Raw genomic sequence first — 15,289 nt, forward strand, 5'->3', positions numbered from 1 at the left:
GTTCTGATCGCGTATTGCATGGTCGTAGAGGTCGACGGTGCCCGGGGTGATCTACCAGAGTGGTCGTATCGCCCTCGATGGGGCACTCAACGGAGAGAAGGGGCTCGCCCATGCGCAACACGCACGTCGTCGTGATCGGTTCGGGATTCGGCGGTCTGGCCGCCGCCAAACAACTGGCCAAGTCGAAGGTCCCCACGGTGCTGATCTCCGCGACGGACGAGCACCTGTTCCAGCCGCTGCTGTACCAGGTCGCCACGGGGGTGCTGCCCGCCGACGAGATCGCCCCGCCGATCGCCGGGGTGCTGGAGAACAAGGAGACGGTCGACGTCGTCAAGGGATACGTCACCGCGCTCGACGCCGAAGCCCAGGTCGTCACCTACCGCACCGCGGACGGTGAGGAACAGATCGGTTACGAGCGGCTGATCGTCGCTGCCGGTGCCTCGCAGGGATACTTCGGGCACGACGAGTGGGCCGAGCGCACATTCTCGCTGAAGACGCTCGACGACGCCACCACGCTGCGGGCGCACCTGCTCGACTGCTTCGCGGCACCGGTGGACGACACCGCCGCGCACACCTTCGTCGTCGTCGGCGGCGGTGCGACGGGGGTGGAGATCGCCGGCCAGATCCGTGAGCTGCGGGCCCGGCACTTCACCGATGCCCCCACCGCGGTGTACCTGGTGGAGGGCGCGGGCGACCTGCTCCCGGTGTACGGCGGTCGGCTCTCGGCGTTCACCCGGAAGACGCTCGAGGACTCGGGCGTGCAGGTGCTCACCGACAGCTTTGTCACCGAGATCGCCGACGGCGCGGTGACCGTGCGCAGTGCCGACGGCGCAGAACGGACGCTGGAGAGCGAGACTGTCGTGTGGTCGGCGGGTGTGCAGGCGACACCGCTGGCCGCGGTGGTCGCCGCGGCCACCAAGTGCGAGACCGATCGCGCCGGACGTCTCCTGATCAACCCGGATCTCACGGTCGGGGTGCGGGCCGACGTGTACGCCATCGGCGACATGACCAGCCTGAACGGCTATCCCGGACAGAGCCCGGTCGCCATGCAGGAGGGCCGTCACGCCGCCGACGTGATCCGCGGCAAGAAGGTCACCGGGACGGCGTTCCGTTACTTCGACAAGGGCTCGATGGCGGTGATCAATCGGAACAACGCCGTGGTCGACGCGCCGTTCGGGATCAAGCTGACCGGCTACCTGGGCTGGCTCACCTGGCTTGCGGTGCACCTGTTCTACCTGGTCGGATTCCGGAACCGTTTCGCGGCGGTCTGGTCGTGGTTCCGGGCGTTCGGCGGCCACGCGCGGCCGGGATTCGCCGAGGTGACCGAGACCCGGACCGAGACCGAGCCGGTCGCTGCGGCGCCGGCCGCCGAGGCCGTCACGGGGACCGGATCTCCGGATGCCGTCGGCGGTGCGGAGGATCCGCGGCTGGTGGACACCGGCACCCGGTGAGGCGAGGCGCTCCGCCGGACCGGTTCGGTGAAGGGCTCCGGTCCGGAGGAGCGCGTACCGGGTCCGGAAGGGGCGATCAGGGCGGGGCCGATCAGTGGGTCAGCACCACCTTGAGGATCACGACGACGGCGGCCAACACGGTGACCAGCACACTCCCGATCAGGACCCGCGACGTCACCGGGCGGCCGCGCAGGCGTTCGGCCATCAGCGGCAGGGCGGCGAGTCGTACGACGATCACCGTGCCCGCGATGCCGAGAGCCCAGCCGCCGGGGAGCACGTTCAGCCACCCGAGGAACACCGACAGCGCGGGGACCGTCGCCGAGGAGACGATGGGCAGGGAGTCACGCAGCGATTCGCGGAACTCCTCGCGCATCGGTTCGCTGGGTCTTCCGCCGACGGTCACCGCCTGCGCCACGAATTCGGCGAACATGTGCGCCAGAAACGTCGTGACGCCGGTGCCGAGGACGATCGTCACGGCGTGACCGTCGGCGATGTACTTCGGAGTCAGCGGTACGAGCGCTGCGAGCAGCAGGACGTTGCCGTAGACGTAGGCACCGATCCGGGAGCGGGTCCGTTCCGGTGACAGTTCGGCGCCGGAGGAGGCGAACCGGTGGTGAAGTGCGGGGAAGAAGGCTGAGCGGGCGATCGGCATGTCCGGCATCCTGCCGTACGGCGGGGCATCCGGACGTCATCTGCTCAGCTGACGTTGCGCTCCTCCTCCATGGCCTCGAGGATCTCCTCCAGGATGTCGTCGGGACCGACCATCTCGTCGATCTGCTGGCCGGCGCACATCAACTCGTGCCAGTTCTGCGGATCGAACTCCAGCGCCTCGTTCTTCTCGATGAAGCCGAGGATCAGCCGGATGAAGCGCTTCGGATCGTCCCGGAACGGGAAGTGCCCCGCGCCCTCGAAGATCTCGAGGTCTGCGTGCGGGATGGTCGCCGCGATGAGTTGCGCATGGTGTGCGGGGATCACCGTGTCGTTGCTGCCCCAGACCACCATCACCGGGAGCCGTTCGGTGAGGTAGGCGCGGTCGAGCATGGTGATGGTCTGGCCGCGCCAGTCCACCACCGCACGCAGGGTCCGGATGAAGGCGGCATGGGCGTGCGGATCGGCCAGGTCGCTGATGATGCGGAGCAGATCCTGGTGGTCGGTGATGACGTGGCGAGGTGCCAGACGTTCCGGGATCCCCGGGATCGAATCGGCACGTGCGAGCGCTTTCGCGGCCCCGCTCAGCAGCGGTAGGACGCCCGGGAGACGCAGTCCGCGAGTCAGCGTCGCGACACCGGGCACCGAGGCGAGTCGCAGGGCCGGGTTGACGTCGTGCGTGACGCCGCCGGCGGCCACGAGCACCAGACGCTGGACGAATCGCGGGAACTGGTAGCAGAACTGCATCGCGACGCCGCCGCCGAGCGAGTGTCCCACCACGGTCACCCGGGGGATGCCGAGCACCACGAGCAGGTCGCGCATGCCGTTGGCGAAAGCGGCGACCGAGTAATCGGCGCTCGGCTTCTCGGAGAGCCCGTGGCCGAGGAGGTCGGGGGCGATCACCGTGTGGTTGCGGGCGAGTTCGCCGATCACCTCGTCGTAGGTGGACGAGTTGTCGCCGATCCCGTGGATCAGCAGGATGGCCGGGCCCTCGCCGGCGATCCGGAACGCACGGCGATATCCGTGGATGGTGCGGTACTCGATCCGTACCGGAGGCAGGTTCTTGTTCGTCTCGGGTGCGGTGCTGGACGCGGTCATGCGTGACCTCCATCGGGCTCGGATTCTCCGGTGGGAACACCGGAAGTTCACGAGTCATTGTCCACCCGGACCCGGAAATGTGCCAACGTGAAGTGTCACAATCGGCGACGAACTGTGCTCGACCAGGGGAGATGCGCTTTCCACGGCGTGTCTACTCGGTGTGGAAGGGCGGCAGTCGGCGCAGCGACGAACCGCCGAAATCGTCCGCGATCACGGCGGCGAGTTCGACGAACGCGCGTCGCGCGTGCCGGCCGAGCAGCTCGAGGTCGATGTCGGCGCCCTCGGCGAGGTGATCGTCGAATCCGATCTCCTGCACGGCGCGGCACCGCGTGAGGAAGTGCTGCGTCAACTGGTCGGTGTCGATGCTCGACGATCCCGGTCGCGACGAACTCAGCACCACCACGCACCGCGAGATCAGAATGCCCGAACCCGTGCCCGGCCAGCCAGTCGAGGGTGGCCCCGGCGCTGCGTGCACCGTCGAGAGCCGGGGAGCTGACCAGGATCAACGCGTCGGCCAGATCGAGGACGCCGCGCATCGCTCCGTGGCTGAGCCCCGTCCCGCAGTCGGTGATGATGATGTTGTAGTAACGCTGGAGGACGTGCATCACGCCGCGGTATTCGTCCTCGCTGAAGGCCTCGGCGGCGGCCGGGTCGCGTTCGGAGGCCAGGATCTCCAGCCGGCTGGCGGCCTGCGAGGTGTGGGCGCGGACGTCGGAGTACCGGTGGATGGCGGGGTCGGCGAGCAGGTCGCGCACGGTCGACGCGGTCTGTGACGGAATCCGTTCACCCAGGGTTCCCAGATCCGGATTCGCGTCGACGGCGATCACCCGATCCCCGCGCAGGGAGGCGAACGTCGAACCCAGCCCGACCGCGGTGGTGGTCTTGCCGACGCCGCCCTTCAAGGAGAGGACGGCGATCCGATAGTCGCCGCGGACCGGGCGGCGCACCCGTTCGAGGAGTTCCTGGTAGGCCAGCTGAGCGGTCGATTCCCCCGGGTTGATGGTGCCGGCGGACAGGTGATGCACGGCCCGGCGCCAGCCGCGGGCGGGAGCACGCCGGGCCTTGCGGAGCAGCGCCACCTGGTCGAGTGCGGGGCCGTGACCGGCCGCGGCGGGCGGCGAGGTCTGGTCCGGTGCGACGGCCGGTGCCCGCGGCGGACACGGAGACGCGTGCGGGGGTCGCACGATCGGTGCGGGCGCCGGGTCGGCCGGAGCGGATCCGAGCGGCGCCGGCCCGGGTCGCGGCGACGACGCCTGCGGTGCCGCAGGCCGGGGCGGTCCGGACCGTGCCGGGGCAGGTCGTGACGGGGCAGGTCGTGGTGGTCCGGACCGGGAGGATCCGGCCGGTGCCTCCGGCATCGGAACGGCCGAGGAGTTCTCGGCCGGCACGGGTGCGGGCGGTGCGGGTGCGGGCGGCACGGGTTCGCCTCGCCCGGGGCCGTCGTGGACCTCGTCGTCCCGTTCGATCCTGCGGTCCGTCCGGTTCCAGTCCGTCTCGCTCCATTCCGTGTCGCCCCGTGCCGACGACCGTGCCGAAGCAGGACCGGGCCGGTCCGGCGGGACCGGAGTGTCTGCGGACTCGTGCATCGACGGCTCGTGCATCGACGACGGCGGCGGTCCGGACGAACGCCGTCCGGTGGACGGTGCCGGTCCGGCGGCGGACCTCGGTGCGGGTACGCCCACCTGCGAGAGGTCGATGCGGTCGTCGTCGTCAAGCCAGGGCGGCAGGGCCACCGGTGTGTCGGTCATGTCGTGTTTCTCCCCCGAAAGACTCTTCCCGGCGAACCGCCGGGAGCCGAACGCTACGCGCTCATCGGGGCGCCACGCCCGGGGAGCGGGAAATGGAACCGAATCCGTTTCCGGCGCGTCCAAGTACGACGGCGGGTCGACGTTCGAACCGGGGATCCCGGTGCGCGACACGCCGAAGAAGACCGTGATGGAACCGGATCGTCGAGCGTTGCGTCTAACCCTGCATGAAGCACAAGACTCCGGTTCCCGGCCTCGCACTCGGCCACGCGTCCTCGCCGTGCGGAGGCATCGCCGTCACGACGACCGCCGACGGACTCCCGGTGGGCCTGCGGATCGCGCAATCCCAGCTGGCGGCGAGCCTCGACGTGGTGGCCGCACGGATTCTGGCGCTGTGCGCGCTGGCCCGCGGCGGCAGCGCCCATCAGCGGCGGCTCGAGTTGCTGAACCGGGGCACCTCGCGCGAAGTGGTCGACGCCCTCGGTCTACCCGATCGGAGGGCGTTGGATCGGCTGGAGGCCGAGGCCGATCGCTGGTGCCGGGAAGGGGCAGGCGCATGACCGCGGCGATGGACCGGATCACCGCCGCGGCCGCAGCGCATCTGGCGGTGCTCGAACGCGCTCACCAAGAACTGTCGGCGCTCTCGGCCACGGCCCGAACCGACGACGGCCGCGTAGAGGTCCGGGTGGACGCGAACGGAGGACTGGCCGGGCTGATCCTGCGGCCGGGTGCCGCCCGTGGAGATGCGGCCCGGCTCGCACAGCTGATCACCGAGGCCGCGGCGGAGGCCGCGCACGAGGTCGCCGACCGTCGTGCCGACCTCACCCGGGAGTTCGTCGCCGAACTCGGCGGCGATCCCGACGGGGAGTCCGATCCCGGCACCGATCCGTCGCTCGGGCGACGAACCGATCGTCGGCGGATCCCCGCCGACCGACACGAATCCACGATCCGACAGGGGGAACGATGACCGAACTGACCGTTGCGGCTCACGCCGTACAGACTTTCGCCGCCACTTCGGCGGCCCTGAGCTCCGCGACCGCCGCCGCGGGCACCGCCGATGCGGCGGCGCAGGCGGCGGTGATGACCGGGGCGTTCGGGCTGATCGGCCAGGAGTTCCTGGCCGCGTTCGCCGTGGCGCAGAGCAACCATCTCGCGTCGGTCGGTGCACTGGCCGCGGTGCAGGCGGCGACGGCGACCGCCGCGACCGCCGGACTCGGTGAGTTCGCCGCCGCCGATACCGGGGGCGCGAATGCGCTCCGAGGCGTGGTCCCGGCTCCCGGGTCGGGGGTCGCGGCGATATGACCCCGGTGGTCGTCATCGAGCCCACTCTCGGAGAACTGCTGGCGCCGACAGGTCTGCCCGCACTCCTGGAACGCACGCCTTCCCAGTTGCTCGCCGACCTGGGGATCGGACCGGGGGCGGGGAGACGAGGCCCGGGTGTCGATCGCGGCACGGCAGACTCCGGTGCGTCGTCCGAGACGGACGGAGCCGGTGCGAATGCGGCGGCCGCCCCGGACCCGACCAGACTGCTGGCACCGCCGGCGCCACCGGACCTGCCCGTCCTACCCGCGCTCGACCCGTCGGCGTTACTCGCACCGCTGGCGCAGCTGCTCGGCAGCTTCGGCACCGGCACGCTGCCGGGCGGGCCGTCGGACCCCACCGCGATGCTCACCGGCCTGGCCCAAGTGCTGGAGACCGGTGCGGGCGCCGCGACCTCGGCCCTGCAGGGGTTGAACGGACTGTGGTCGGGGCAGTCCGGCGCCGCCGCCGCGGGCAAGTCCGCGCTGTCGACGGCGAACACCGGAGCGCTCGCCACGCAAGGTGCGGCCATGGCGACCGACATCCAGGGAGCACTCGCGATCGTGGGTGCCGGTCTCGCGGCGATCCAGGGGGTGATCGTCAAGACCGCGGGTCTGCTCGCCGGGGTGCTCCCGGCCATCGCGACGCCGCCGGGTCAGCTCGCGGCTCTGGGCATCGCGGCCGAAGGGATCACCGAGGCGCTCGCCGTGATCGGGTCGACGCGGGCACAACTGGCGGCACCGACGGCGAAGATGACCGCCGACGGTGCGAAGATCCCGGTCACCCCGCCACCGGTGACCCCGGACCAGCTGTCCGGACTGATCCAGGCCGCGTTGCCGCTGGTCTCGTCGGGCGTCCAGCTGGCCGGGACGTTGCTGACCTCGGCGATCGCTCCGGCGACGGAACCCGCGGCGGACCGGGCCTCCGCACCGGGCGGACTCGTGCCGACGAGTCCGATGTCGGTCGGGTCCGGATGGTCCGGCACACCCGGTCGGTCCGGTCAGCTCGATCGGCTCGGTCCGGCGAACCCGTCGGGCTTCCCGGTGGGAACGGTGACCGCCGGTGCTCCGGTCGCACCGGCGCTCTCCGGGACGCCTGCGGGAGCACCGGGCTCCGGGGTCTCGGGGCTTGCGGGAGCGTCGGGGACACCGACCGTTCGGCCCGTCGCGCTCGGCGCGATGCCGTCGGCGCCGGTCGGGATGCCCGCCGCGCCCCCGGTGGAACCGACGCTCGCCCACCGGCCGCTCGTGGCCGAACCGCTGCCCGGCGGTGCGCCGTCACCGGCGGCCGCCGCACCGGGCTGGGCGGCACCGGGCACGGCGCCCGCGGGCACACCGATGGCACCCCTCACGCCGGCCCTCGGCGGAGCACCGGCAGCGAGAACCGCCGCGGCGATCCGTGCGGTTCCGTTCGACACCGGTGCCGCCGAACCCGATACGGCCCCGGTGATCGGTTCGACCGTCGTCCCGGTGGTCACCGTCGACGTCGACTTCCTGCTGAACACACCGGAGGACCGGGCGTGAGCGCGCCGACGCGCCGCGCCGTCACAGACGACCGACCGGATCCCGACGTGATCCGGCGGCGATCGCAACAAGGAGAGATGAGGAGAACGAGATGGGCCAGAACGGGCTGAAACTCGATGTGGCGGCAGGTCAAGCCGCGACGTCGAACATCAAGGGGATCGTGGGCGACATGCGCGCGGTGATCGGGAAGATCAAGGGCTCGGCGGCCACCGGACTGACCGACTGGTCGGGGACCGCGGCGAAGTCGTTCGACGGCTCGCACACCGATTGGCACGTCACCGCGATGCGGCTGGAACAGGCGCTGAACGAGATCGAGTCGAAGTTGACGACCGGATTCCGCGGGTACGACGACTCCGACGGCTCCGCGGCCTCGGCGATCGTCAACTCGGCCGGCGGACTCCGGATCTGACCTGGAACACGGCCCACGATCCCGGTCGACGACGACCGGCACGACGACAACCGATATGACGATCACAACCGATACGACGGGGGAAACATGAGTGGTGGAACCATCCGCTACAACTTCGCCAACCTGGGCACGCTGTCCGGGGACCTGAAGGCGCAGTTCGCGCGGCTCGAAGACCTGGCCGGCCAACTCAAGCGACAGGTGAACGCACTGGCGGTCAACTGGGAGTCCGGCGGTGCCGCCGGCTACCAGACGGCGCAGCAGCAGTGGGACCGAGTCTTCGAGGATGCCCGGATGCGGCTCGACGGACTGGGGACGGGGGTGGCGAAGGCGAGTTCTCGCATGCAGGAGACGGACACCCGGGTGGGGCGGTCGTTCACCACCTGACCGCGGAATCCGTCGTCGGCGCAGCCGATTGCGAATAATGCGAACAATGCGGCGGGGCGGTCGTGGCGACACGACCGCTCCACCCGTCGCATCGGTGGCCACGCCGTTAGGCTGACCACGACACCGACCACGGCGATGAAAGGGTCCACCGATGGCAGGAGGACTGGCGGCACTGCTCGACGACGTCGCGGCGCTGGTGAAACTGACGGCCGCCTCGGTCGACGACATCGGCGCGGCCGCGAGCCGGGCGAGCGCCAAGGCGGTGGGCGTCGTCGTCGACGATGCCGCGGTGACCCCGCGTTATGTCCAGGGCATCCAGCCGGCCCGGGAGCTGCCGATCATCGCCCGGATCGCTCGCGGGTCGATCCGCAACAAGATCGTCTTCATCCTTCCGGCGATCATGCTGCTCAGCCAGTTCGCGCCGTGGGCCCTCACTCCGCTGCTGATGCTGGGCGGCACCTACCTGAGTTTCGAGGGTGCCGAGAAGATCTGGGAGAAACTGACCGGTCACGAGGAACACGAGGAGGCACCGGCCTCCCAGGCCGGCGGCGATCAGGAGAAGGCGCTGGTCGGCGGGGCCATCCGCACCGACTTCATCCTCTCCGCCGAGATCATGGTGATCGCCCTGAGCGAGATCGCCTCCGAATCGTTCTGGTTGCGGCTGGCGGCCCTGGTCGTCGTCGCCGTCCTCATCACCCTCCTGGTCTACGGTGTGGTCGCGGTGATCGTGAAGATGGACGACGTCGGACTGGCGATGGCCCGCCGAGACAGCGCCGCCAGTCAGCGCATCGGCCGCTCGCTGGTCGCCGCGATGCCCGTCCTCATGACGGTGCTGTCGTACGTCGGCACCGTGGCCATGCTCTGGGTGGGCGGCCACATCCTGCTGGTCGGCGTCCACGACCTCGGATGGCATCCGGTGTACGACTTCGTGCATCACCTGGAGACCGCCGCGGCCAATGCCGTGCCGGTCGCCGGCGGATTCGTCGGCTGGCTGGTCAACACCTTCTTCTCGGCGATCATCGGTTTCGCCGTGGGTTCGGTGGTGGTGGCGATCGTGCACCTGGTCAAGCGGCGCACCGACGCGGGATCGCACGGTGCAGAGGAGGACGGTGCCGCGGAGGACGGTGCCGGGGAGCGGGGTCACGTCGAGGGGCCGGACCGCGCGGACGTCGAACCGGAGGCGTGACGGACCGCCCGACGTCCGGGGTCTCCGGGCCGGGCGTCGCGGCCGGAGCACGACCGCGGGGAATCGTGTTCCTCCCGGCTGTCGTGGCTTCGATACGCTACCGTCGGTTCACCTTTCATCGGCAGCGAACAGTAGGGAAGTGGTCGCGTGGGAAGTCCGTTCACCCGGGTGAAATCGGTCGAGCAGTCGATCGCGAACACCGACGAACCGGGCACCAGACTCAGGAAAGACCTCACCTGGTGGGATCTCACCGTCTTCGGTGTCGCCGTCGTCGTCGGTGCCGGAATCTTCACGCTCACCGCGCGGACCGCGGGTAACGTCGCCGGTCCTTCGGTCTCGCTCGCGTTCGTGCTCGCCGCGGTCGCCTGCGGTCTGGCCGCCCTGTGCTACGCGGAGTTCGCTTCGACGGTGCCCGTCGCGGGCAGTGCGTACACGTTCTCGTATGCGACCTTCGGCGAGTTCGTCGCCTGGATCATCGGCTGGGACCTCATCCTGGAGCTCTCCCTCGCCGCCTCCGTGGTCGCCAAGGGCTGGTCGCACTATCTCAACGAGTTCCTCTGCCTGATCTTCGGCGCGGACCCCGCCGAGACGTCGTACACGCTCTTCTCCTGGGGTGATCCCGACACGGCGTTCGGCAGCTTCGACTGGGGCGCCGTCCTGCTCATCCTGGTCCTGACGGTCCTGCTGGCGCTCGGCACCAAGCTCTCCTCGATGGTCTCGCTGGTGATCACCGCGATCAAGGTCGCCGTCGTCCTGCTCGTCATCGTCGTCGGCGCCTTCTACATCTCGCCGAAGAACTACTCTCCGTACATCCCGCCGTCGGAGGCGGCCGGAGACGACGGTGCCACCGGTGTCCATCAGACCCTGTTCTCCCTGGTGACCGGTGCCGGCGGATCGCACTACGGCTGGTACGGCCTGCTCGCCGCCGCGTCGCTCGTGTTCTTCGCGTTCATCGGATTCGACGTCGTGGCGACCACCGCCGAAGAGGTCCGCAACCCGCAGAAGGACCTGCCGCGCGGCATCCTCGGCTCGCTGGCGATCGTCACGGTCCTGTACGTGGCGGTCAGCCTGGTGCTCACCGGCATGGTCAGTTACACCGCACTCCAGGGAAGCAACGCGACCCTGGCGACGGCCTTCGGAGCACACGGCATCACCTGGGCGCAGTGGGTGATCGTCATCGGTGCGCTCGCCGGTCTCACCACGGTCGTGATGGTGATGATGCTCGGCCAGACACGCGTCGGATTCGCGATGGCCCGCGACGGACTGTTTCCGCGCGGGCTGGCGAAGACCGGTGACCGCGGGACTCCGGTGCGCATGACCTTCCTCGTCGGCGGCGTCTCGGCGTTCCTCGCCGGTTTCCTCCCGATGGGCGACCTCGAAGAGATGGTCAACATCGGCACCCTCTTCGCCTTCGTGCTGGTGTGCATCGGCGTGGTCGCGCTCCGCCGGACCCGGCCCGACCTCAAGCGCGGTTTCCGCGTGCCGCTGGTCCCGGTGGTGCCGATCCTGGCCGTGCTCGCCTGCCTCTGGCTGATGCTCAACCTCAGCGCCCTGACCTGGATCCGGTTCCTCTGCTGGATGGTTCTCGGCTTCGTCGTCTACCTGCTGTACGGAATGCGACACTCGGTGCTGGGACTGCAGGAGCGCGGAGAGGCTCCCCCGAACCCGGACGGCGATCAGACCGGATCGGCGGCGTCGGCCCCCGCGTCGGACGGCCCGGAGACGGAATCGGCGGCCGCCCCGGCGCAACCCGCGCCGGACGTGAAGGACTGACCGTCGACCCGTGACCTTGGCCTCTCGGCTGCCGTGCGGCATCCGGTGCAGGCTACCCTTATCCCGACCATGCTCTCCGGGCACCGCGTGCCGCCGGAGACACGAGTGAACTTCCGAGAGGGATAGATGACTGCCCTGACCGCAGACGTCCGTAACGGCATCGACTACAAGGTCGCCGACCTGGCGCTCGCCGAGTACGGCCGTAAGGAGATCCGCCTCGCCGAGCACGAGATGCCCGGTCTGATGGAACTCCGCCGCGAGTACCACGACGTCGCGCCGCTCAAGGGCGCCCGCATCTCGGGTTCGTTGCACATGACCGTGCAGACCGCGGTCCTGATCGAGACCCTGGTCGCGCTCGGCGCGCGGGTCCGCTGGGCGTCGTGCAACATCTTCTCCACCCAGGACGAGGCCGCCGCGGCCGTCGTCGTGGGCCCCAACGGCACCCCGGAGGACCCGCAGGGCGTCCCGGTGTTCGCCTGGAAGGGCGAGAGCCTGGAGGAGTACTGGTGGTGCGCCGACCAGATGCTCACCTGGGAGGGCGAGCCGGCCAACATGATCCTCGACGACGGCGGCGACGCCACCATGCTGGTGCTGCGCGGCGCCGAGTTCGAGAAGGCCGGCGTGGTGCCGCCCACCGACGACGACCACCCCGCCGAGTACAAGGTGTTCCTCGCGCTGCTGCGCAAGACCATGGCCGAGGACGCAGGCAAGTGGACCGCCATCGCCGACTCGGTCCAGGGCGTCACCGAGGAGACCACCACCGGTGTGCTCCGCCTGTACCAGTTCGCGGCCGCCGGCGACCTGGCGTTCCCGGCGATCAACGTCAACGACTCGGTCACCAAGAGCAAGTTCGACAACAAGTACGGCACCCGCCACTCGCTGATCGACGGCATCAACCGCGGCACCGACGTGCTCATCGGCGGCAAGAAGGCCCTCGTCTGCGGTTACGGCGACGTCGGCAAGGGCTGTGCCGAGTCGCTCGCCGGGCAGGGCGCCCGCGTCCAGGTGACCGAGATCGACCCGATCAACGCGCTGCAGGCGCTGATGGACGGCTTCGACGTCGTCACCGTCGAGGACGCCATCGGCGACGCCGACATCGTCATCACCTCGACCGGCAACAAGGACATCATCCTCTTCGAGCACATGGAGAAGATGAAGAACCAGGCCATCCTCGGCAACATCGGTCACTTCGACAACGAGATCGACATGGCCCGCCTCGAATCCGCCGAAGGCATGACCCGGATCAACATCAAGCCGCAGGTCGACCAGTGGATCTTCCCGGACGGGCACAGCATCCTCGTGCTCTCCGAGGGCCGTCTGCTGAACCTGGGCAACGCCACCGGCCACCCGTCGTTCGTGATGAGCAACAGCTTCTCGAACCAGGTCATCGCGCAGATCGAGCTGTGGACCAAGAACGACGAGTACAGCAACGAGGTCTACCGCCTCCCCAAGCACCTCGACGAGAAGGTCGCGCGCATCCACGTCGAGGCGCTCGGCGGAACGCTCACCAAGCTCACCAAGGACCAGGCGGAGTACATCGGGGTGGACGTCGAAGGGCCGTATAAGCCTGAGCACTACCGTTACTGATCTGGTGTGACGCCGCCCTTCGCGGACAGGTTTCTTCGGCAGTCCTCGCAGCTATCGCGAGACGGCTCGCCCGCCCCCGGACAGGGCTGCGGAGAGCTCAGAAACCTGTCCGCGAAGGGCGGCTCGCATCGTTCTGGGACGGTGTGCTCAGCGGGCTCGTCGGGGGTATGGTCCGGAGTGCTCGGTGAGATCGGCGGGGCCCGGGGTGGGGCGGTCTGGTTCCGGGGAGGCAGTGCCGCTCGTCTGCGTCGTGGTTCTTGTCGGTATCCGGCAGGAATCGCGACATGGACTCACCAGAAGCCGCCCGGTATGTGGGCTATGCCGGGAGATCTCGGGATTCAGGTGTCAGTCGTTCGTATTCTTTTCGTTCGATCACGATGATTCCGCTGAGCCGGCGGTGGGGCGAGAGGATCGTCGGGGTATGAACGCCCCGGACTTCCGCTTCCGTCCTCCGTCTCCCGAGCACGCGCAGGTCGTCGATCCCCGGCAGTCGACAGCGACTCCGTGGCAGGGGAACACAGCCGGGCAGGTTCGGCCTCCCCGTCCCCCGGCACCGCAGTATCCGCTCGCGTCGTCGCCGTCGATGCCGTACCCGCCGGCATCGTGTCCGCCGGCCGTCGGCGCGCCTCCCCGGCCTCCATATTCTCAGCCTCCGTATTCCCGGCCTCCGCATCCGGAGGTCCCGAAGACCGGACCCGCCGTCCCGAATCGTCCGCCGTACGGCGCCGCAGTCCCGTCGCCGGGGGTTCCGGCGGTGGGGCCCGACAGGGGAGTCAGGCCCGTCCCGGGGGCTCCCGCACCGTATTCCATGCCGCCGGCGGCCCCCGCGGCCGCGGCCTTCTCTGCGGGGGCGGCGTCGGCAGGCCAGGTCGGAGCGGTACGCGGTGACGGCACCGGGAGGCGGGCCTTGCAGACCACCGGCTCGATCCTGGGCGCGGTGCTGGGTTTCCTCGGCTGGCTGATCGACTCGATCCTGGTGGTCTTCTACCACGCGCTCTGGATCGCCGTCGGCGCCGCCGGTGTCTGGCTGGGCGGCGCCGGCTTCATCGCACCGGTGATCGCGCTCGGCATCCTGGCCCTCTATTGGACGACGGGCTGGATGCTCTGGTTCGGCTAGCGGCGGACGTCCGTCATCGTCGGAGGGTGCGGGCATGATGCAGGCATGAGCGAGCCTTCTGAGCATGCCGTGATCGTGAACTTCGACTACGGGTCCCGGGATCTGGATGCACTGTTCGAAGTGGAGGAACTCCTGGAGGAGGCGCTCGAGGCCGCGGGCACCGGGGAGCTCGACGGCAACGAGATCGCCGTCGACGGCGGCGACGCCTGCCTCTACTTCTACGGCCCCGACGCCGACGCCCTCCACGAGACGGTGCGGCCGATCCTCGCGGCGGCGACCTGTGTGCGGGGAGCCTCCGTGTACAAGCGATACGGTCCGCCCGAGGACGGGATCCGCGAAGTGACGGTGCCGCTCTGACGCCTCATCGCCCCGAAACCGGTGGACGTCGGCTGCGTGCGGATGATCGACTGGACCGGTGACCGATCATCTCCGCCCGAACTGGCCGCGCAGCGCACTGATCCTGATCGACGTCCAGAACGACTTCCTCGACGGCGCCGCCCCCGTCGCGGGCACCGCGGAACTCGTCCCGGCCATGGCGGCGCTCGCGGCGGCCTTCCGGACGGCGGGCCGTCCCGTGATCCACGTCGTCCGCGCCTACCTGCCGGGTGGCAGCGACGTCGACCTGATCCGCCGGAGCGCGATCGAGGCCGGTGCGGAACTGGTCGCACCCGGATCCGCCGGCGCGGGAATCCCGGCCGCACTGCTTCCGCGAGACGGGATCACACTCGACTGGGACCGGCTTCTCGCAGGTGAGGCGCAGCGGATCGACGACGACGAGTACGTCCTCCACAAACCCCGATGGTCGGCCTTCCACCGGACCCGCCTCGACGAACTGCTCGCCGAGCACGGGGTGGACACCGTCGTCGTCGCCGGGTGCAATCTGCCGAACTGCCCGCGGGCGACGCTCTTCGATGCCTCCGAGCGTGATCACCGCACCGTCCTCGTCACCGATGCCACCTCCCAGACCACGCCCGAGCGGTCGGCCGACGCCGAACTCATCGGTGTGCGGCTGCTCACCGGAGCCGACGTCGCCGCCGCTCTCGCACCGTGACCCGCAGGGGCCACGGAG

General features: G+C 69.8%; 15 protein-coding genes and 1 pseudogene. 13 read left to right on the forward strand and 3 right to left on the reverse strand.

Going from position 1 to position 15,289, the window contains the following annotated elements; translation table 11 throughout:
* The first annotated feature begins 110 nt into the window (after window positions 1-110).
* Window positions 111-1,451 (forward strand): NAD(P)/FAD-dependent oxidoreductase, encoded by a 1,341-nt coding sequence (locus QM809_RS08195; RefSeq protein ID WP_415045294.1) that lies wholly within the window; start codon window positions 111-113, stop codon window positions 1,449-1,451.
* 91 nt (window positions 1,452-1,542) lie between these two features.
* On the opposite strand, the gene QM809_RS08200 is transcribed toward QM809_RS08195, so the two are convergent.
* The 3 genes and pseudogenes from QM809_RS08200 to QM809_RS08210 all read right to left on the reverse strand — a co-directional run bounded on the left by QM809_RS08200 (window position 1,543) and on the right by QM809_RS08210 (window position 4,798).
* On the reverse strand, window positions 1,543-2,103 hold the full coding sequence (locus tag QM809_RS08200; protein ID WP_415045295.1) for a hypothetical protein: 561 nt from the start codon (window positions 2,101-2,103) through the stop codon (window positions 1,543-1,545).
* 44 nt (window positions 2,104-2,147) lie between these two features.
* On the reverse strand, window positions 2,148-3,197 hold the full coding sequence (locus QM809_RS08205; protein WP_415045296.1) for an alpha/beta fold hydrolase: 1,050 nt from the start codon (window positions 3,195-3,197) through the stop codon (window positions 2,148-2,150).
* Window positions 3,198-3,348: 151 nt separating this feature from the next.
* Window positions 3,349-4,798, reverse strand: a pseudogene (locus QM809_RS08210) (AAA family ATPase).
* A gap of 371 nt (window positions 4,799-5,169) precedes the next feature.
* Here QM809_RS08210 and QM809_RS08215 point away from each other — a divergent pair.
* From QM809_RS08215 to QM809_RS08270, 12 genes are all read left to right on the forward strand, one after another.
* Window positions 5,170-5,502: a hypothetical protein gene (locus QM809_RS08215; RefSeq protein ID WP_415045297.1), complete on the forward strand. Its 333-nt coding sequence runs from the start codon at window positions 5,170-5,172 to the stop codon at window positions 5,500-5,502.
* Window positions 5,499-5,909 (forward strand): YbaB/EbfC family nucleoid-associated protein, encoded by a 411-nt coding sequence (locus QM809_RS08220; protein ID WP_415045298.1) that lies wholly within the window; start codon window positions 5,499-5,501, stop codon window positions 5,907-5,909. The genes QM809_RS08215 and QM809_RS08220 overlap by 4 nt, the downstream gene beginning before the upstream one ends.
* The gene (locus QM809_RS08225; protein ID WP_415045299.1) at window positions 5,906-6,244 is read left to right on the forward strand and encodes a hypothetical protein; all 339 of its coding nucleotides are present in this window, start codon (window positions 5,906-5,908) and stop codon (window positions 6,242-6,244) included. Before QM809_RS08220 ends, QM809_RS08225 begins: the two co-directional genes overlap by 4 nt.
* Window positions 6,241-7,764, forward strand: coding sequence for a hypothetical protein (locus QM809_RS08230; RefSeq protein ID WP_415045300.1), 1,524 nt, complete (start codon window positions 6,241-6,243; stop codon window positions 7,762-7,764). Before QM809_RS08225 ends, QM809_RS08230 begins: the two co-directional genes overlap by 4 nt.
* A 91-nt stretch (window positions 7,765-7,855) precedes the next feature.
* Window positions 7,856-8,173 carry a WXG100 family type VII secretion target gene (locus tag QM809_RS08235; RefSeq protein WP_415045301.1) on the forward strand — a complete coding sequence of 106 codons (318 nt, stop codon included), beginning with the start codon at window positions 7,856-7,858 and terminating at the stop codon, window positions 8,171-8,173.
* 87 nt (window positions 8,174-8,260) lie between these two features.
* The gene (locus QM809_RS08240) at window positions 8,261-8,557 is read left to right on the forward strand and encodes a WXG100 family type VII secretion target (RefSeq protein ID WP_415045302.1); all 297 of its coding nucleotides are present in this window, start codon (window positions 8,261-8,263) and stop codon (window positions 8,555-8,557) included.
* Window positions 8,558-8,708: 151 nt separating this feature from the next.
* The gene (locus QM809_RS08245) at window positions 8,709-9,743 is read left to right on the forward strand and encodes a DUF808 domain-containing protein (protein WP_415045303.1); all 1,035 of its coding nucleotides are present in this window, start codon (window positions 8,709-8,711) and stop codon (window positions 9,741-9,743) included.
* A 147-nt stretch (window positions 9,744-9,890) separates the two neighbouring features.
* On the forward strand, window positions 9,891-11,516 hold the full coding sequence (locus QM809_RS08250; RefSeq protein WP_415045304.1) for an amino acid permease: 1,626 nt from the start codon (window positions 9,891-9,893) through the stop codon (window positions 11,514-11,516).
* 126 nt (window positions 11,517-11,642) lie between these two features.
* Window positions 11,643-13,103, forward strand: coding sequence for an adenosylhomocysteinase (ahcY, locus tag QM809_RS08255; RefSeq protein WP_415045305.1), 1,461 nt, complete (start codon window positions 11,643-11,645; stop codon window positions 13,101-13,103).
* A 907-nt stretch (window positions 13,104-14,010) separates the two neighbouring features.
* Window positions 14,011-14,220, forward strand: coding sequence for a hypothetical protein (locus tag QM809_RS08260; protein ID WP_415045306.1), 210 nt, complete (start codon window positions 14,011-14,013; stop codon window positions 14,218-14,220).
* 45 nt (window positions 14,221-14,265) lie between these two features.
* A complete protein-coding gene (locus QM809_RS08265; RefSeq protein ID WP_415045307.1) occupies window positions 14,266-14,577 on the forward strand; it encodes a hypothetical protein in 312 nt (103 codons plus the stop codon).
* Window positions 14,578-14,635: 58 nt separating this feature from the next.
* Window positions 14,636-15,271, forward strand: a complete 636-nt coding sequence (locus QM809_RS08270) for a cysteine hydrolase family protein (RefSeq protein WP_415045308.1) — start codon at window positions 14,636-14,638, stop codon at window positions 15,269-15,271.
* The last annotated feature ends 18 nt before the right edge of the window (window positions 15,272-15,289 follow it).

Origin of the sequence: Gordonia sp. (in: high G+C Gram-positive bacteria), from assembly GCF_047600385.1 — a bacterium.
Lineage (GTDB): Bacteria > Actinomycetota > Actinomycetes > Mycobacteriales > Mycobacteriaceae > Gordonia.